The organism is Candidatus Woesearchaeota archaeon, assembly GCA_016180285.1.
Taxonomy (GTDB): Archaea; Nanobdellota; Nanobdellia; order Woesearchaeales; family JACPBO01; genus JACPBO01.
Genome location: JACPBO010000008.1, coordinates 15875 through 32823 on the forward strand (window position 1 = coordinate 15875; position 16949 = coordinate 32823).

Below are 16949 nucleotides of genomic sequence, written 5' to 3' on the forward strand. Positions count from 1 at the left end.
AAATGCTGAAAGAACCGGAATCAATGGACGAGCTTGTTTATTTTACAAGAAGGAATATTGGCGAAGGGAATGCTGTTGCATGGGTTTACAGGAAGATCTGCCCTAAATGCAAAAAAGAGAGAATGGGGAAGCCGAAGGACAAGAAAGGCAAGGTCATGATAAGGGCAAAGGAGTATGTTTGCTATTCATGCGGCTATACAGAGCCGGAAGAAGCTTTTGAAGAAAGCCTTGTCTGCAGCGTAAAATACGACTGCCCGAAATGCAGGTTTGAAGGCGAAATTGAAGTTCCTTTCAGGAGAAAAAAAATACAGATCATTGACGAGGAAACCGGGAAGAAGACCGCTGCTGAATCGATCCGCTTTCAATGCGGGAAATGCAATGCGAATATTGATGTTACGAAGAAGATGAAATGATTATGCAGTTTAAATGCGCTTATAATTGATGTTTCTTTTGACATGGAAACTTCTTAATGTATTCACGGATAACTTCTTCAAAGAAAGTGACAGCGGAGTTCCAAACCCTCATCGCTTCATCAGGGCGTCTATAAAGTTTATCCAGTTTTTTAGTGTTGTGGTATAGATCTCTTATTTGCTCTAATGGTTCGACATTAACTGCTGGAAAATGCCTCGGTAATTCTTTTAGTGCAGAGAATCTGTTTTTTCTCAATTCCCCATCAATCAGATAAAGAATCTGTTTTGAACCTCTGCTTGCCGCGTTAAGAGATCCGTCAAATCTTTCCAAAAATTTTTCATAATCTTCCTTTCTGTCATGTTCGGAAAATAACAATGCCTGTCTTGTTTTGCGAAGATTATGGCTTAATGTGTTTTCTTCACCGCTTTTTGTCCGCAAACAAGTCATCTCAGTTCTATAGTCGGGGCCAACAACCACCCTGCCTTCAGATTGAAAATAATTATAAAACTCATCGGTGAAGGAATTAAATGTGCCGTCTCGCATGATTGTAACATCTAACGGGGAGACTTGGAATGGAACATTGTTCCTCTCTAACGCTTTATGAAGAACAACAGAAATCTCGTGCACGAACTCTTTATCGATAACAACATCGTGCGGAAAGGTTAAAACAGCATCAATGTCACTTCTTCCAGGAGTATAGTCTCCTCTGACAAATGAGCCATAAACCATCAGGCTCAATCTACCATCACCAATCCTGTTCAGACCACTTATTAGTCTATCCAAGAAATCCAGATAATTCTTTGCTGTTGGCCTTTTTTGGTTATATCCTAATACCATTTTAATCAACAATAAGCTGAATTTTATGTTTTATTGAAACTAATCATCGCATCTTCATCTTTTTCTTTATTTCCCTTATTTCCTTCTGCATGAACCTTATCTCGTCCCTCAAAGCAGAGTTCCGATCTTCTTTTTTCTTTAGAAAGTCTATGTCTTTCTTTACGTTTTTAAAAGAATTTCTTATGATCCTGTCCAATTCAGCTAAATTCTCCATTATAACTACTATAAAATAGTGCAAGTATTTAAAGTTTTGCAGGTTTTATTTATTTTTCCAAATTGGTAAGATTTAAATAAAGTTTCGCTTTTTTCAATAAAATGAGCCAACTAATGAAAAAAACTAAAAATCCAGCCAAAAAGACCATTGTAACAAGCGCGCTGCCTTATGTGAACAATGTGCCGCATTTAGGCACTTTGGTCTGCGTTCTTTCTGCTGATGTTTATTCAAGATATTTAAAATTAAAAAAAGAGGACTCAATAAGCATATGCGGCACAGATGAGCATGGAACAACATCAGAAGTCAAGGCATTGGAAGAAGGATTAACTCCCAGGCAATTGGTAGATAAATATTTTAAGATACACAAAAAAATCTATGAATGGTTTGAATGCAGTTTTGATTGTTTTGGCAGGACGAGCTCAGAGGAAAACAAAGAAATTACAATAGATATCTTCAATAAGCTCGATAAGAGCGGCTGCATTAAAGAAGAGACAATAGAGCAGCTCTTCTGCCCTAAGTGCAATAAATTCCTTGCAGACAGGTTTGTGGAGGGGAAATGCCCTAACTGCGGCTATGAAAATGCAAGAGGCGACCAGTGCGAGAACTGCGGAAAGCTGCTTAATGCGACTGAATTGTTGAATGCAAAATGCAAGACGTGCGGCACAAAGCCGGTTATAAAAGAAAGCAGGCATCTTTTTATCGACCTGCCAAAGCTTTCTCAAAAATTGAAAACATGGATTAAGAAAGCAGAGAAGAACTGGAGCGAAAATGCAAAGACAATGACTGCTGCATGGCTTAAAGAAGGGTTAAAGCCGAGATGCATAACCCGCGACCTGGAATGGGGCATTAAAGTTCCGAAAAAAGGATTTGAGAACAAAGTATTTTATTCTTGGTTTGATGCTCCTATTGGCTATATCGGGATAACAAAGGAAGCTGGAAAGGAATGGAAGAAATACTGGCTCGACCCTAAAACAAGATTAGTGCAGTTCATGGGAAAAGACAACATCCCGTTTCATACAATATTATTCCCTGCATTTTTAATCGGGACAGGAGACAGATACGCTTTAGTCAGTGACCTGTCTGTAAATGAGTACTTGAATTATGAAACCGGGAAATTCTCAAAAAGCAGGAATGAGGGCGTTTTTGGGGATGATGCAATTGAAACCGGGATTCCTGCGGATGTATGGCGGTATTATATCTTGGTCAACAGGCCTGAGAAAACAGATACTGTTTTTGACTGGAAGGACTTTCAGAGCAAAATAAATAATGAGCTTGTTGCGAATATCGGCAATCTGGTTAACAGGACAATAGTTTTTATTAATAATTTCTTTGACAGAAAAATACCGAAAGCAGAATTAAAGGCAGCAGACAAAGATTTCATTAAGAAAATAGGAAAAGAAGAGAAAAAGGCCCTTAATTTGCTCGATAAAATCGAATTAAAAGAGTCATTGAAGCAGATAATGCTGATAAGCAAGCTCGGCAACCAGTATTTCCAGGAAAAAGAGCCCTGGAAAACAAAAGACAAAGCTGCGCTTTATATCCTTGCAAACTTTGTGAAAGACCTTGCCATTTTGATTTCACCTTTCATGCCTGCAAGCTCTGCTTCAATTAAAAAGCAGCTGAATATTGAAAAGCTTGAGCTGGATGAGCTGGGAAAATTATCTTTGAAAGAAGGCCATAAAATTGGCAAAGCAGAGCTATTATTCAGTAAATTGGAAGACAAAAAAATGGAAGAATTCAAAGACAGGTTTGCTGGAAAAAAAACAGAGGAAAATAAAAGCCATGGAAAAACAGAAGAAAAAATATTTCCATTGAACCTTAAGGTTGCAAGAATAATTGAGGCAAAAGATCACCCAAATGCAGACAAGCTTGTTGTTCTGAAGATAGATCTCGGAAAAGAAGAGAGGCAGTTAGTTGCAGGGATCAGAAAGCATTATTCAAACGATGAATTGAAAAACAAAAATATAGTTGTTGTTTCTAATCTGAAGCCCGCTTTATTGAGAGGCATTGAAAGCAACGGCATGCTTTTGGCAGCAGATGACGGGAAAGACCTGAAGTTATTGGAAGCGCCAAATTCAGATCCAGGCGACAGCGTTTTTGTTGAAGGCCATAAGAATAATGAAAAGGAAATCACATTTGATGATTTTTTGAAAATAAAGCTGGTTGTAAAAAACAAAAAAGTGGTTTTTGAAAACAAGTCCCTGAAAACAGAAAAAGAAGATATAAAGGCTGATATTTCTAATAATGCCGCAGTCAGATAGCTAAACAACATCTCTTTTGCTAATATTTTTTTCCATCAGACTTTTTAAAAACAAATAATCCTTTTTCTCATCGATGTCCATGCATATCTCAGGATGTTTGCTTTCAATAAACTCAAACCGTGTTCCTAATTTTTCAGAAACGCAGTCTCTTATATATTTTAAATTTAGGTCCTTAATGATATAATGCTTCCATATTGCTTCCAGTCCAACGACCCCAAGATGCATAACCAAGCCGATTTTTGGAATGATTTCTTTAAGAGTTCTTATAGAGTAAGCCACATCGATCAGCATTTTATTTTTTATATTATGAACATTCACCAATGCAGAATTTCCAGTCCTGTATTTGCCCTCGACTAAACACATGTAGGGTTTTTTTAACTCAGAATAGTCTTTTAAAGTATCTTCGCTTACAATCGGAAAATAAAAATCAGCTTTTCTCAAAGAGCATCTGTCTATGAAATCATCAACAGAATCAGCAGTTAGCAAAGGAATGTCGCAACAAACAAAAAAAGCGTATTCTTCCCCGCCTCTGCTGCATGATTCCTCATATGCGTAAAAAGCATTATTCAGGAAATTACCCCTTTCTTGCAGTACAACGCAGCCATTTACTCTGCTTTCCAGCTCTTTTTTTGGACCAACCAATATAATATCATTTATGTTTTTTGATTTTTTTAAGGCATTAATTACATATTCAACAATGTAACTGCCATTTATGTCCAATAATGCCTTATTCTTTCCATCAATCAATCTGCCTTTTTCCTGATGCGTTCCAGCCAGAACTATTGCGTTTACCATTTCATCTTGTCTTTTGAAGAGCTTTTAAAACAACACAATTATCAACATACGTTGCATATGCGCCATCAAATTCATGCATTTTTCCTATTGCCAGTGGAAGGACATATCTTGCGCGGCTGCCTTGCGCTTTTTTGTCTATTGCTGTAGCTTCAATAATCTCCTCGTTAGAAATCTCTTTAGGAATTTCTGTGGGCAAGCCAACTCTTTGCAGCAATTTTTCCTGTTGTGCTAATTCCGGCTCTGAAAAATAACCCAGAAGATTAGCAATTCTTCCGGCAACCATCATTCCAATAGAAACAGATTCTCCGTGCGCTAGTTTAAAACAGCTTAGTTTTTCTATAGCATGGCCCGCCGTATGGCCGTAATTCAAAATTCTTCTTAGCCCTTTTTCATTTGGATCTTGTTCAACAACATTTCCTTTTATCCTGCAGTTTTGCATTGCAATGTATAATAAAGACTTTTTATCTTTTTCCAACAGCAAGTCTATATTTTTTTCAAGATATTCAAAAAATTCTGCGTCTTGTATAATTCCGTGTTTTATTGTCTCAGCTAATCCGTTTCTAACATCCATTCTGCCTAATGTCTCAAGCATTAAAACATCAATGTAAACCTTTTTTGGCTGCTTAAAATCACCTATAAGATTCTTTCCGTGTTTTGTGTCAACTGCTGTTTTTCCTCCTATTGAAGAATCTGCTTGAGCCAATATTGTCGTTGGAATCTGGATATAATGAATTCCCCTGCAATATGTTGCAGCAATAAAACCAGCTAAATCTCCCACTACACCGCCGCCTAAAGCAAGAATAATTGTATCTCTGCCTAATCCTGCTTCTAACATTTGATCTTCAATTATTATTTTTGTTTCTCTGGTTTTATTTTTTTCACCAGCTTCAAAAGGGAATATATCTGACTTAATGCCTTCTCCATCTAAAGCGTTTTTTAAAGAAAGTCCGTATAACGGCTTAACATTTGAATCAGTTATTATGGCATAGTTAGAGCCATATTTCATTTCCTTCAGTTCTTTCGCAATTATGGCAAAGAGATTTGCGCCAAAAACAATATCGTAAGAATCATCGATTTTTCTTACCAGGCTTATTTTCATAGCATTGTTAGTTATTGTAACCATTTTTCCAGTAAAATGAAGTGCGTTTTATAAATTTTTCTCATTATTTAACTTAAAAGTAATGACTGCATCATATTTGAGTGAAATTAAAATTAAATTTGTCAAATAAATGCGTTTTAATTCAAAATAATTAAATATTTATACTAGTGAATGAAATTAAAACATAAATAAAACTAAAAAGAGGCAATATGAGATTCAGGTCATTCAGAAGGCTTATAGAAGTTCTTAACAACGAGCTATTGAAAAACACGCTTAAAAGCATCAACCCGTTTTATTATTCTGATCTTGCAAAAAGCTCTTTCAGATACTGCTTCAAATACCTTGCCTTGGTTATACTCTGGAGCACCATCATAATGTGCATCATAGCGATTCCAGGATTATTCTTCCTGCGCGGCTACATAGGTGAACAGCTCGATAATGTCGATGTGTTTTCTATAAATGCAACATTCGAAACAAAGCAGCCGATTGTTCTGCTGGAGAATGATCCGCAGATAATAATTGACGGAAGCGTAAGCGAAAGGAACATGACTGGCGAGAAAGTCCTGATAACAAAGGATTTCTTTTATTTTAGGCCGTTCAACAGCATACAAAAATTCAACACAAGCTCTTATCGTAACCTATTGGGCCATAAAAGCGGAATTGCAAATCTTATCGCAGCATTGTTTATTATAATAATTCCGGGCGTATTGATAATAAATTACGCGTCGTTTTATATAAAATACCTGATAATAATGCTTGCAGTTTCAGTAATTGCTTTTATGGCTGTCAGGGTGCTTAGATTTGAGATAAGCTTTAAAAAAATCCTGAAAATAGCATTTTTTGCCTCTACTGCGCCATTGTTTATAGAGATCATTGCAATTCCCTACGGCCTTGGAAAATATTTAATTCCGTTTGCGCAGGCTCTTGGCTCCAGGCTTTATCTTGCAACATTGATCCTGCTGGCTGTCATTATGGTCTTCGGCATTCTGAGAGCGGGATTGACTGAAAAAATTGAAGCGATCAAAAGCAGCGTAATAAAAAAGAAAAAGCTTGAAGTAAGCTCGAAAAAAGATGATGATTACATACTATGGCAGTAAATTTCTTGCAGATATGCGGTGAAAGGCAGACAATTCTCATTACATGCAGACATAAAGAAAAAGACAATGTAATGGCAATAGACTGGCACATGCCTTCTTCATTTGAGCCAGAGCTTTATGTGATTGCAATAGGCAAGCAGAGGTTCTCCTGCGATATGATCAGGAATTCCCGGGTTTTTGTCGCTAATTTCGTGCCTTTCAGCTTAAAAGAGAAAGTGCTGTTTTGCGGCAGGCATTCCGGAAGATTCATGGATAAACTCAAAGAGGCAAAATTAACAAAAGAGGAAGCAGAGAAGGTTGACTGCCCCAGAATAAAAGAAGCTGTTGCATACCTTGAATGCGAGGTTGTGAATGAGCTTGAAACAGGCGACCATATTATCTTCATAGGAAAAATCCTGAAATCTGATTTTAAAAAGAGAGATAAGAGAATATTTCATATAAGCGGAGATGAATTTGTTACGACTGAAAATTAAATAATTTGTTTATTTATTTTAATTTTATTAAAAATTGCGCAGAACATATTACATATGAACCATTCTCTAGTGGTGTACCCATCAAAAGGTTTAAATATATCTGCTCATTTCCTATTTCCTCAGATGGAAACTATTGACGATGTGTTAAAATTAAAAAAAGTAGGGGAATTAGAGAAAAGTGATTTTCCTAGCTGTTTTCCTGATTCTGGCACTTATGGCTGTAAGATACTTGATGCAAAAAAATACCTTAAAGAAATCATAAAAGAATCAAAAGGATTAGATGTGGAAAGTGTAATTCTATTAGCCAGCCCAATACACTCACATATGGTAATATATGAATTAGGTTGTGGTTTGCAAATAGTATTGCCCTTTGATAAAGAAAAAGAAACATTAACATCATCCAAAAAGGTTGTTCCTAATTACTCCGGTTTTTATGATTGCATAAGTTTACAAAAAGGAAGGCTCATTGATGGTGAACTTAAAATAGAAGAAATATTCGGAGGAACAAGGAAGCTAAAGAGAAGATTAATAAGGCATCTTAAAAGATATCAATCAATGCCGCCGTTGATTGAAAATGACAGATGGCTAAGGGGCAGAAGATTAGGCGGTTATTTGATTAAAGAAGTCTCTGATAAAAATGCCGGTTGTTACAGGGATATTAGTTATCATACCTCCGCAGAAAAAGTTATCAGGGCTGGAGATTTATACTCGTCTTTAAACTATCGTGTAAAAACAGGAGAGGAAATAAGCAAGGCAAAATACCTCGAGATAAACTACAAGGTTACAATACAAGAAAAAGATATTGAAGTGGACATTCATATTGAGGATAAATGCTCAAATGCATCGATTAGTTTTGGCCGCAAGGATCCAGTAGCGCCTACTTCAGTAGCGTTTAATAATGAAGGGGAGATATTCCACTATCACTTTCCTCAGCCAATGAAGGGCAAGGATATTACGCTGGATAAAGCGCATTATCAAAAAATACTTTCTACAATAGAGGACGGTCAAGTACTCGGTTTGGGGCAGATCATGATTTTAGTCGAACTAGAGATGAAATCCCCGCACCAAAAACTCGACTATGTTGCATCTATCAAGAATATAATTGAAACAGCTTCAAATCCCGCCAGCCTTCAGCAATTTAAGCCATTGATTTTCAGGGATTAATTTTAATCTGAGCTTAAAAAGAAAGAAAAGAGGATTCTGCACATCAGCGGCGATGAATTCATTACAACAGAAAATTGAAGAATTAAATAACATTTAAATAATAGCTGGCCAATTATACTAAAATGCATTCAAACATTGAAAAAATAATCATAGCTTCAGCATCATTTCTTGCAATTTTAATGGTTATCATAGCTGTAAAGTACAGGGACACAGGCATAACAGGCGCTGCTGTCATAGAATTGAAGGCGTCCCTGAAGCTCGAGCTTAATGCAATGAATTACTATGCAAACAGCATTGTTGACGGCAGAATAACCCTTTTCTTTGATGAAGCTCCTTCAGATACAACAATAAGTGTTTTTATTTTTGAGAATGAAAAGAAAACATTCAGCCTGAGGAATATTTTTGCTGATCTGGGTGTTGATTATGCATTAAAGGACGGTAAAATGGTCTTGAACAGAACAATAACAATTCCGCTAAAATATTTTAATATAAAAAACCCGCATGAAAAGGGGCTTTACAGCATGAATATTGAAGTTTCAGATAAAAACCTGAAGTCGAGAATGAGCTTCGGAGTTGTTTAGCTTTCTATTATTTTCTTTAATTCCCTTGTCTTTTCTTCCATCAGCTTCTTGTTTTTCGCTTCCAGATTCAGCCTCAGCAGAGGCTCTGTTCCTGATGCCCTTACGCTGAACCACCAGTCATCAAACTCAATTCTTATGCCATCCATGTCATTTATTTTGCCATTTTTGTATTTTTCCTTTACTTCTTTTATCTTTGCATCCTTGTCCTTGACTTCAAAATTCAATTCCGCTATTGCAAAATATTTTTTATAAGGCTCTAAGATCTCAGATAAAGGCATATTTTTTTCAGAGATCAGCTCCATGACAATCAGAGCTGTTATAAAGGCGGAATCAGCATAGAAATTGTCCCTGTAATAATAATGGCCCGAACTTTCTCCTGCAAACAAACCATCATATTTTCTCATCCACTGCTTAATAAGCGAATGCCCCACAGGCGCCATTATTGGATTTCCTTTGCATTTTTTTATGGTTTCTGGAACAACCCAGCTGCATATGCTCGAATAAATTATCCTCGCCCCAGCATGCTTTGAAAGCATCTTTTCAGCAACTAATGCTGTTGTCAAGGAGCCCGAAACGTATTCTTCTTTCTCATCAATCAGCCCAATCCTGTCAGCATCGCCGTCAAAAGCAAGCCCGAGATCAGCTTTCTCCCTTCTTATTGTTTTTTTGAGTTCAGCAGTATTTTCCTCAAAAACAGGATTAGGAATGTGATTTGGGAAATTTCCGTCGAGCTTGAAATAAAGCGGAATTAATTTTATGGGGAGATGCTTTGCAAGCTCAGGCATTACCTTGCCAGCCATCCCGTTGCCGGCATCAACAACAACCTTTAACGGCTTTATTTTTTTAACATCGACAAATTTTAAGATATTTTTAATGTAATCCTGCATTGCATCTTTTTTTATTATTTTGCCTTTATTCTCTGCAGTTTTAAAATCATCTTTTTCAGCCATTTTTTCAATTTCTTTAAGCCCGGTTTCAGAGCTTATTGGCACGGCGCTTTTTTTTACAAATTTCAATCCATTATATTCTTTCGGATTGTGAGAAGCAGTTATCATTATTCCTGCATCATATTTATAAAAGCCAACAGCAAAATAAACCATGTCAGAACTGCAGAGGCTGATCTCGATAACATCAGCGCCCATTTCAGTTATTCCTTTTGCAACAGCATTGAAAAGTGAATCAGAGCTTAGGCGCATATCTCTGCCGATTACAACATTTTTCGGCTTTATAAGGCTGACAAATGCCTTTCCGACTTTATAGGCGACATCTTCACTTAGCTCAGTTGGGTAAATTCCCCTTATGTCATATGCCTTGAATATGCCGCTCATTTTATTCCTTTCCATTTCTTCAATGCTGTGCTGTATCTCTGGAAATTTCCGGTGTCAAACCATTGGCCCGAGAAAGGATAGCCGTAAAGCCTTCCCATTTTTGCAAGCTTTGGGAAAATGTCCCTTTCCATCATCACAAATCCATTTGGAATCATATTAAGGACTTCCGGCTCAATGATGTAAAAGCCAGAGTTTATTAAATTTGATGGCGCATCCTCTTTTTTTGGCTTTTCAACGAACTGCAGTACTTTGTTGCCACTTAATTTTGCAACGCCATAGCGTGAAGGGTCGCTTACAGTTGTCAATGCGATTGTAACCAAAGCATTGTTTCTTTTGTGCAAATTATACATGTCTGCAATGTCTATATCCTTTAATTCATCTCCGTTTGAAACAATAAATGCCTCTTTAAAATATCTTCTGGCCATTCGCAATGGGCCTGCTGTCCCCAATGGCTTTTTTTCCTCAATATATTTCAGGTTCATTCCAAATCTTTTCCCATCTCCGAAGAAAAGCTTTATTCTGTGCCGCATATGGCCCACCGCCATTATGACGTCATGTATTTCATATTTTTTAAACAGGTCAAAGATGTGCTCTGTAATTGTCCTGCCGTGTATAGGAATTAATGCCTTGGGTATGATGTATGTTAACGGCCTTAGCCTTGTTCCCTTCCCTCCAGCAAGAATTACGGCAATTTTAGGCACATGGTCGCCCATTGACTTTGAAAGAAGAAGCTCAATAGCATGGCTTCTGTTTTTTATCCTTTTGTTGTCGATCTGAGCATCAATCTTCTGGACAAGGCCTTTGTCAATTGTAACGCAAATTCTCTTTTTCATAGAAAGTAATACAAAGTAATACATTTAAATAGTTTGTGGATTTGTATTTATCAAATAAAAAGAACAAAATCACAAGTTTATGTCAATATTTAACGAGATTCTACTCTTTCAAACATAATTTTCCACATACAAAAAAGGTTGGCTTTCTGCCACCAGTAAAGACTGGATGGAAAATTCTGACATTTTTAATAGCTCAACCTACTTTCATTCGCTCTACGAATCCCAACAATATCGTATTATTTCTCAAATCGTATATTTCCGCAGCTGCTTTATCCGCCAATTCCTGCCTTTTTCTTTTTGAGCCCTCAATGCCATATGCGTCTATTGCAGTGAATTTACCTAGTTTTTTATCTTGGCCATTGGGTTTTCCTGTATTTTTAGGTGTTCCTTCAACATCAATGACATCATCGTGCATAAGGTATGCAATTCCCAATAATTCAGAGTACCTGCTGATTTTTGTCATTATTTCAGAGCCTGCATCTGAAAAGATTGCTCCAATTTCACCTGCTAATCTGTATATTGAAGATTTCAGCTTATGGGCATTTAGCAAGCTAGATTCATCTTTTACTTTGTAGCTAGTATCCAGTGATTGCCCATGAATCATGCTCTTTACAGCAGAAATGGCCGATTCCAAAGCCGGCCTTTTATTTGCTGCATTAAACAGCTCATATGCACGGCTTACCAAATAGGTCACTGCTAATTCCGCAATAGCATTGCCATATCTTATATGGCAGCAGTCCTTGCCTCTTCTAATATTGCTTTCATCCATGATATCATCATGAATCAAGGATGCCGAATGGATTAATTCTATTGCACATGCAGCATTTAGTATCTTTTTAGGAAGATATTTTTCCTGGCAATTTATTTTCAGTGTTCGGTAAGTTGCCAGTGTCAACAATGGCCTGCACCTATGGCCGCCATTCAATACAGTATATTTTGATGCCTCATTTGTTTCTTCGCCTAGGGCATCTTTATCTTGGTCAAGGATCTTTTCAAGCTCTATGTTTATTTTTTCTTTGTTCCTGGCAATAAAATCATCTGTTGTTTGTGTCATTCACTTCCTCTTAAAATACATATTTAAAACTCTCTTAAGCTGGTCTGTATCAACTTCAGTTTGCCCATCAAATTGCCTTGATGATTTGCCATTCATCTTGCATTCCCCATAATTTGTTATTAAAAATGCAAGCAGCGGAGCATTATATTTTTCTATAAAATAATGAGCATCATTTTTATTTGCTGTCAACTCTCTTGGGCAGCACAATGCTATGCAAAGGTCCAAAGAGTTAGCCTTATTTTTTTCATGAAAGTCATCTATGGCGCATTGGATATCTTCAAAGTCTACAACAAAGTAGAAAGGAATATTCTTTTCCTGCAATATTTCACAAATGGTTTTTGTTTGATAGTCATTGCAGCTGTCTGATAAAAAATCACAATCTTTTTTCCTTCTGTAGAGGCAGTCTGGTTTTTTTATACAAAATCCCAATAGCGCAATCGGATTTCTTGAAGTGTACACTGATGCAGAATTCCCGCCCAATACATAAACGCCTCTTTCTATTTTATCTATGTCAGCTAATTTCTTCCATTCTTTTTCAAATCTTAATATGTCTTGTTTATTTTCTCTCATTTCATTCTTCTTCCATCATAACTAAACTGCATATTATTAACTCCTCGAGGATAGTCAAAACTATATTAAATAGTATTGGCTATTTTTTTATCTTTTACGTAAAATTTATATATTCAATGAGTATTTAGTAAATAAATGACAGAATTTGCCTGCAAAACAACAGAAGTAGATTACATAGAAAAGCCAAAAATTGATCTGAAAGACAAAAAAATACTTTCTGTTCTGAGCAAAAATTGCAGGCTTGCTGCAACTCAAATTGGAAGATTAGTGGGCTTATCAAAAGAGGTTGTGCGCTATAGGATTAAAAATTTAGAGAAAAAAGGGTTGATAAGAGGGTATATAACAATCATCAATCCTGCCAAGCTGGGGCTTCAGATTTTTATTGTCTATTTGCAGATGCAGAACCTTTCTGAAGCAAAAGAGGATGAGGTGATTCGCAAGCTGATTGCCCATCCTGCAACTCATTACATTCTTAAATGCCTCGGAAAATATGACATCATATTTGACATATTCGCAAAATCCATTAATGAATTTGATGCAATCTTAAGGGCATTGCTGAATGAATTCAGACCATATGTCAAGCATTATGAAATCAGCACTATACTTGATGTCCCTAAATATGCCCATCTGGCCGAATCCTTTTCAAAAGGCATGATATTTGGGCCGATAAAGCATATCGGAGACTCATCTTTCATGAAAGAGCTGCAGCATTTAAAGATAGACTACGTGCAGACGCCAGTCAACTTAGATGAAAAAGACCTGCAAATAATCAGCCTTCTTTCAAACAACTCCGCGCTGCAATTAAAACAGGCAGAAGAGAAAATCAGAATATCCGGAGATAGCGTAAAATATAGGATTAAAAAATTAATCGAGCAAAATGTAATTATAGGATTTTTTCCTATAATAAACCTATCAATGCTGGGTTATCATACTCACGGCATATTAATAGAACTCAATAATCTGGCATTCGAAGAAAAAAATAAGATCCTTAATTATCTGGCAGCTCACCCAGATGTTATCTTCTGCCTTAAGACAACCGGCCAATATGAAATTGCCATCAATGTAAGCGTCACTAACAATCTTCACCTTAATGCGTTCATTAATGAGCTGAAACAAAAATTTCCTGAACAAATCAATACGATAGATATATTCCTGATCATAAGAGATTATAAAATTGCCTTTTTGCCAGGCTAAATCATATTGTTGCTTAATTTCAATGTGTTTCGTAAATAAGTTCATAGTTCTTATCGATGCATAATTTTTTCGACACATTTAAATATACTATTCATGCAGTCCTGCATATAGCGAGGTGATCATAGTGGAAACAGACAATAGCGAAGCAAATCCCAGTTTGCAGCTGGGCGGCAACATAGAGCTTAGCGGATTTTCGGGCATTGATTTTGCGACAATGGTTGTTCTCAAGAAGATCGTAGGCAATCATGCAAAAAGATTTTCTGAAATATGCCCTAAGTTTGAGAAGCTGCATTTGAACCTTAAAAAAGTGCATCACACGGAAGGCAGCGACAAGTTTGAGATCAGCGGCACAGTTGTTGACAATGGAGCGCATTATAATGCAGAGTCCATAGAAAGAAACCTGTTTGTGACAATAGACAAGGTTTTGAAGAAGATTGAGAGCGAGATTAAGAAGTAGCTTGTTTGTTTTTGTTTCTTATTTTTTTTATTGAAAACAATATATTTTTTACCGCAGAATATTCGCCAATATTTTTTCTATTGATAAAATATATAATGGTATTCAAAAATCTTTAAACTGAAAAAAGGTGATAAAATATGAAAACAACAATCTCGGTGATAAAAGCGGACATTGGCGGCTTAGTTGGGCATTCCAGATCGCACCCTGAAATTCTTGAAATGGCAAAAAGCATTCTTAAGGAAAAAAATGAGCTTACTGACTTTCATGTTACAAACTGCGGCGATGACCTTGAGCTGATAATGACCCACAATAAAGGTGTTGAAAATCCATTAATACATGGCATTGCATGGAATGTTTTTGAAGAAGGCACAAAGCTTGCAAAGCAGCTTAAGCTTTATGGGGCTGGCCAGGATTTATTGAAAGACAGCTTTTCAGGAAATATAAAAGGAATGGGCCCAGGTGTTGCTGAACTGGAGTTTGAGGAGCGCGAATCAGAGCCCATTATAATTTTCATGGCTGATAAGACAGAGCCAGGAGCATGGAATCTGCCGCTTTATAAGATATTTGCTGATCCTTTCTCGACATCTGGCTTGGTTATTGACCCAAAACTCCATCATGGCTTTACATTCGAAGTACATGATGTTGTGAAGCACAAGACCGTCATGTTCAGGCTGCCTGAGGACACATACAGCATGCTTGCATTGATTGGCCAGCCAGGGCGGTTTGTGATAAAAAGGGTGTTCAGGAATTTTGATAATGAAATTGCGGCTGTTAGCTCCATTGAAAGATTGAGCTTGATGGCAGGAAGGTATGTTGGGAAGGATGACCCTGTTTTAATTACAAGAGCGCAGTCTGGATTTCCTGCAGTTGGCGAGCTCTTAGAGCCATTCACACACGCGCATCTGGTAGCTGGCTGGATGCGCGGCTCTCATCATGGCCCTTTAATGCCTGTTGCATTGAAGCACGCAAATCCTACAAGGTTTGACGGCCCTCCAAGGGTTATTGCATTGGGATTTCAGCTGAACAATGGGAAGCTGGGCCATATTGTAGATATGTTTGATGACCCTAGTTTTGACCAGGCAAGAAGGAAGGCGGGAATAATTGCAGATTATATGAAGATACACGGGCCTTTCGAGCCGGCAAGATTAAGCGCAGATGAGATGGAATATACGACACTGCCTGGCGTGATGGAAAAGATTAATGAAAGATGGAAAGAAGAATCCTAAGCATCTCGGCGTAATTTTTACAAATATATATCATATCTCCAATAGTGATAAAATATCTTTCTTATTGTTAAAAAATATATATTAATTATGCCATACCCTAGAATATTCATGGAGTGGGACAAAATGTTTTCAAAAAAAGACGTGGAAATCCTTTCGCATCTGAGGAACAACGCAAGGAAGAGAATAACAAGCATAGCGAGGGAAACAAACATTCCGGCAACAACAATCTACGATAAAGTGCGGATCCATGAAAAAAAGGGCTTGGTAAAGAAAAGCATAGCATTGCTGGATTTCAGCAAATTAGGATACTTAACAAATGCTCATTTCGCTGTCAGGGCAAAGAGGGATTCAAGAAAAAATCTGCAGGAGTTTTTGATGAGCCAGCCTAACATCAACTCGCTTTACAAGGTGGACTATGGATTTGACTTTTTGTTTGAGGCAGTTTTTAAGGACCTTGCTGATGCCGAGTCTTTCGCTGAAAAGCTGGAGGAAAATTTTGATGTTGAGGAAATAAAAAAATTCCATGTTATTGAGGAGCTGAAAAAAGAGGAGTTTTTGAGCAAGCCAGAGCATTTTGAGCTGGTTTGATTGGATGGAAAATCAATTTAAGATAGCGGCAGCTATGGAGTAAAAATGAAAAAAATAAAGGTCATTCAGTTCGGTGCAGGAGAAGTCGGATTCAGAAATGCTGTCTACATGAATGAAATGGACAACATAGAAGTTCTTGTTTGCGAGAAATTTTTTTCAAGCGAACTTAAGCTGCTTAATGAAAGAAAAATCCCGATTTTTGCCTCGGATAAAAAAGCATATGATGACTTAAAAAAGAACGGAACAAAGTTAAAGGGCATTGTAACAGACTTAGCTGGCAGGATTGATGTTGCAGATGACGCAACAAAAGACGCAAAAGCAAATTTTCAGCTTTACAGGGAATTAGGCTGCCGTTATATAATCGGCAACGGCATGGAAAAACATAAAGATTTTGATGCGTCATTCAGCAGCTTGGGAAATTTCAATGAAGCAAGAGGCAAATACAAAATAAGGGTTGTATCGTGCAATACGAATGGGCTGATACGTGTTTTAGATGCAATCAGCAAGGAATTCGGCTTAAAGGAGTATGAGGTTTTCCTGATCAGAAGAAGCACTGATCCCGGAAGGAAAGGCGCGGTTATCAATGATCTGGAATATTCGAGCGAGCCATCCCATCACGCAGAAGATGTTTCAACAGTAAGGCATGATTTTAAAGGAACATCAACAGCAGCTGTCAGCTCTGTTAACAGGTACCATCTGCATGACATCTTAATTTATGTAAAAAAGATGCCGAAAAATGCAGAACAGGTTTACAATGTTTTAGAAGC

General features: G+C 37.1%; 19 protein-coding genes. 11 read left to right on the top strand and 8 right to left on the bottom strand.

Going from position 1 to position 16949, the window contains the following annotated elements; all coding sequences use genetic code 11:
* The first annotated feature begins 2 nt into the window (after window positions 1-2).
* On the top strand, window positions 3-413 hold the full coding sequence (locus HYU07_02470) for a hypothetical protein (protein ID MBI2129080.1): 411 nt from the start codon (window positions 3-5) through the stop codon (window positions 411-413).
* Window positions 414-432: 19 nt separating this feature from the next.
* Here HYU07_02470 and HYU07_02475 read toward each other — a convergent pair whose 3' ends face one another.
* Entirely contained in the window at window positions 433-1248 is an 816-nt protein-coding gene (locus HYU07_02475; GenBank protein MBI2129081.1) for a nucleotidyltransferase domain-containing protein, read from the bottom strand.
* A 43-nt stretch (window positions 1249-1291) separates the two neighbouring features.
* On the bottom strand, window positions 1292-1462 hold the full coding sequence (locus tag HYU07_02480; protein MBI2129082.1) for a hypothetical protein: 171 nt from the start codon (window positions 1460-1462) through the stop codon (window positions 1292-1294).
* A 113-nt stretch (window positions 1463-1575) separates the two neighbouring features.
* Between HYU07_02480 and metG the strand changes: the two genes are divergently transcribed.
* A complete protein-coding gene (metG, locus tag HYU07_02485) occupies window positions 1576-3723 on the top strand; it encodes a methionine--tRNA ligase (protein MBI2129083.1) in 2148 nt (715 codons plus the stop codon).
* Here metG and HYU07_02490 read toward each other — a convergent pair whose 3' ends face one another.
* Together HYU07_02490 and aroB are read right to left on the bottom strand one after the other, a co-directional pair.
* Complete coding sequence (locus HYU07_02490) at window positions 3724-4518, bottom strand: nucleotidyltransferase family protein (GenBank protein MBI2129084.1); 795 nt, start codon at window positions 4516-4518, stop codon at window positions 3724-3726.
* Window position 4519: 1 nt separating this feature from the next.
* On the bottom strand, window positions 4520-5641 hold the full coding sequence (gene aroB / locus HYU07_02495) for a 3-dehydroquinate synthase (protein ID MBI2129085.1): 1122 nt from the start codon (window positions 5639-5641) through the stop codon (window positions 4520-4522).
* A gap of 185 nt (window positions 5642-5826) precedes the next feature.
* Here aroB and HYU07_02500 point away from each other — a divergent pair, with 185 nt between their 5' ends.
* From HYU07_02500 to HYU07_02515, 4 genes are all read left to right on the top strand, one after another.
* Complete coding sequence (locus HYU07_02500; GenBank protein ID MBI2129086.1) at window positions 5827-6714, top strand: DUF1189 family protein; 888 nt, start codon at window positions 5827-5829, stop codon at window positions 6712-6714.
* On the top strand, window positions 6705-7187 hold the full coding sequence (locus HYU07_02505; GenBank protein MBI2129087.1) for a flavin reductase family protein: 483 nt from the start codon (window positions 6705-6707) through the stop codon (window positions 7185-7187). The genes HYU07_02500 and HYU07_02505 overlap by 10 nt, the downstream gene beginning before the upstream one ends.
* 123 nt (window positions 7188-7310) lie before the next feature.
* The gene (locus HYU07_02510) at window positions 7311-8351 is read left to right on the top strand and encodes a hypothetical protein (GenBank protein MBI2129088.1); all 1041 of its coding nucleotides are present in this window, start codon (window positions 7311-7313) and stop codon (window positions 8349-8351) included.
* A 122-nt stretch (window positions 8352-8473) separates the two neighbouring features.
* Window positions 8474-8932, top strand: a complete 459-nt coding sequence (locus HYU07_02515) for a hypothetical protein (GenBank protein MBI2129089.1) — start codon at window positions 8474-8476, stop codon at window positions 8930-8932.
* Here HYU07_02515 and HYU07_02520 read toward each other — a convergent pair.
* The 4 genes from HYU07_02520 to HYU07_02535 all read right to left on the bottom strand — a co-directional run bounded on the left by HYU07_02520 (window position 8929) and on the right by HYU07_02535 (window position 12717).
* Window positions 8929-10275 carry a phosphomannomutase/phosphoglucomutase gene (locus tag HYU07_02520; protein ID MBI2129090.1) on the bottom strand — a complete coding sequence of 449 codons (1347 nt, stop codon included), beginning with the start codon at window positions 10273-10275 and terminating at the stop codon, window positions 8929-8931. The genes HYU07_02515 and HYU07_02520 overlap by 4 nt on opposite strands.
* Window positions 10257-11093 carry a nucleotidyltransferase family protein gene (locus HYU07_02525; protein MBI2129091.1) on the bottom strand — a complete coding sequence of 279 codons (837 nt, stop codon included), beginning with the start codon at window positions 11091-11093 and terminating at the stop codon, window positions 10257-10259. Before HYU07_02525 ends, HYU07_02520 begins: the two co-directional genes overlap by 19 nt.
* Before the next feature lie 193 nt (window positions 11094-11286).
* Window positions 11287-12147 (bottom strand): polyprenyl synthetase family protein, encoded by an 861-nt coding sequence (locus HYU07_02530; protein MBI2129092.1) that lies wholly within the window; start codon window positions 12145-12147, stop codon window positions 11287-11289.
* Window positions 12148-12717 carry a hypothetical protein gene (locus HYU07_02535; GenBank protein ID MBI2129093.1) on the bottom strand — a complete coding sequence of 190 codons (570 nt, stop codon included), beginning with the start codon at window positions 12715-12717 and terminating at the stop codon, window positions 12148-12150.
* A gap of 135 nt (window positions 12718-12852) precedes the next feature.
* Here HYU07_02535 and HYU07_02540 point away from each other — a divergent pair, with 135 nt between their 5' ends.
* The 5 genes from HYU07_02540 to HYU07_02560 form a co-directional block, all read left to right on the top strand.
* Entirely contained in the window at window positions 12853-13911 is a 1059-nt protein-coding gene (locus tag HYU07_02540; protein MBI2129094.1) for an Lrp/AsnC family transcriptional regulator, read from the top strand.
* A gap of 124 nt (window positions 13912-14035) precedes the next feature.
* Window positions 14036-14368 carry a hypothetical protein gene (locus HYU07_02545; protein MBI2129095.1) on the top strand — a complete coding sequence of 111 codons (333 nt, stop codon included), beginning with the start codon at window positions 14036-14038 and terminating at the stop codon, window positions 14366-14368.
* Window positions 14369-14505: 137 nt separating this feature from the next.
* On the top strand, window positions 14506-15594 hold the full coding sequence (locus tag HYU07_02550; GenBank protein MBI2129096.1) for a fructose 1,6-bisphosphatase: 1089 nt from the start codon (window positions 14506-14508) through the stop codon (window positions 15592-15594).
* Window positions 15595-15702: 108 nt separating this feature from the next.
* Window positions 15703-16182 (top strand): Lrp/AsnC family transcriptional regulator, encoded by a 480-nt coding sequence (locus HYU07_02555; GenBank protein MBI2129097.1) that lies wholly within the window; start codon window positions 15703-15705, stop codon window positions 16180-16182.
* 45 nt (window positions 16183-16227) lie between these two features.
* On the top strand, window positions 16228-16949 hold a 722-nt coding region (locus tag HYU07_02560; GenBank protein ID MBI2129098.1), incomplete at its 3' end, for a hypothetical protein.

Excerpts from the sequence above, each read along its gene's own strand:
- HYU07_02470 (MBI2129080.1), top strand. The coding sequence starts at position 3 with ATGCTGAAAGAACCGGAATCAATGGACGAGCTTGTTTATTTTACAAGA.
- HYU07_02475 (MBI2129081.1), bottom strand. The coding sequence starts at position 1,248 with ATGGTATTAGGATATAACCAAAAAAGGCCAACAGCAAAGAATTATCTG.
- HYU07_02480 (MBI2129082.1), bottom strand. The coding sequence starts at position 1,462 with ATGGAGAATTTAGCTGAATTGGACAGGATCATAAGAAATTCTTTTAAA.
- metG (MBI2129083.1), top strand. The coding sequence starts at position 1,576 with ATGAAAAAAACTAAAAATCCAGCCAAAAAGACCATTGTAACAAGCGCG.
- HYU07_02490 (MBI2129084.1), bottom strand. The coding sequence starts at position 4,518 with ATGGTAAACGCAATAGTTCTGGCTGGAACGCATCAGGAAAAAGGCAGA.
- aroB (MBI2129085.1), bottom strand. The coding sequence starts at position 5,641 with ATGGTTACAATAACTAACAATGCTATGAAAATAAGCCTGGTAAGAAAA.
- HYU07_02500 (MBI2129086.1), top strand. The coding sequence starts at position 5,827 with ATGAGATTCAGGTCATTCAGAAGGCTTATAGAAGTTCTTAACAACGAG.
- HYU07_02505 (MBI2129087.1), top strand. The coding sequence starts at position 6,705 with ATGGCAGTAAATTTCTTGCAGATATGCGGTGAAAGGCAGACAATTCTC.
- HYU07_02510 (MBI2129088.1), top strand. The coding sequence starts at position 7,311 with ATGGAAACTATTGACGATGTGTTAAAATTAAAAAAAGTAGGGGAATTA.
- HYU07_02515 (MBI2129089.1), top strand. The coding sequence starts at position 8,474 with ATGCATTCAAACATTGAAAAAATAATCATAGCTTCAGCATCATTTCTT.
- HYU07_02520 (MBI2129090.1), bottom strand. The coding sequence starts at position 10,275 with ATGGAAAGGAATAAAATGAGCGGCATATTCAAGGCATATGACATAAGG.
- HYU07_02525 (MBI2129091.1), bottom strand. The coding sequence starts at position 11,093 with ATGAAAAAGAGAATTTGCGTTACAATTGACAAAGGCCTTGTCCAGAAG.
- HYU07_02530 (MBI2129092.1), bottom strand. The coding sequence starts at position 12,147 with ATGACACAAACAACAGATGATTTTATTGCCAGGAACAAAGAAAAAATA.
- HYU07_02535 (MBI2129093.1), bottom strand. The coding sequence starts at position 12,717 with ATGAGAGAAAATAAACAAGACATATTAAGATTTGAAAAAGAATGGAAG.
- HYU07_02540 (MBI2129094.1), top strand. The coding sequence starts at position 12,853 with ATGACAGAATTTGCCTGCAAAACAACAGAAGTAGATTACATAGAAAAG.
- HYU07_02550 (MBI2129096.1), top strand. The coding sequence starts at position 14,506 with ATGAAAACAACAATCTCGGTGATAAAAGCGGACATTGGCGGCTTAGTT.
- HYU07_02555 (MBI2129097.1), top strand. The coding sequence starts at position 15,703 with ATGGAGTGGGACAAAATGTTTTCAAAAAAAGACGTGGAAATCCTTTCG.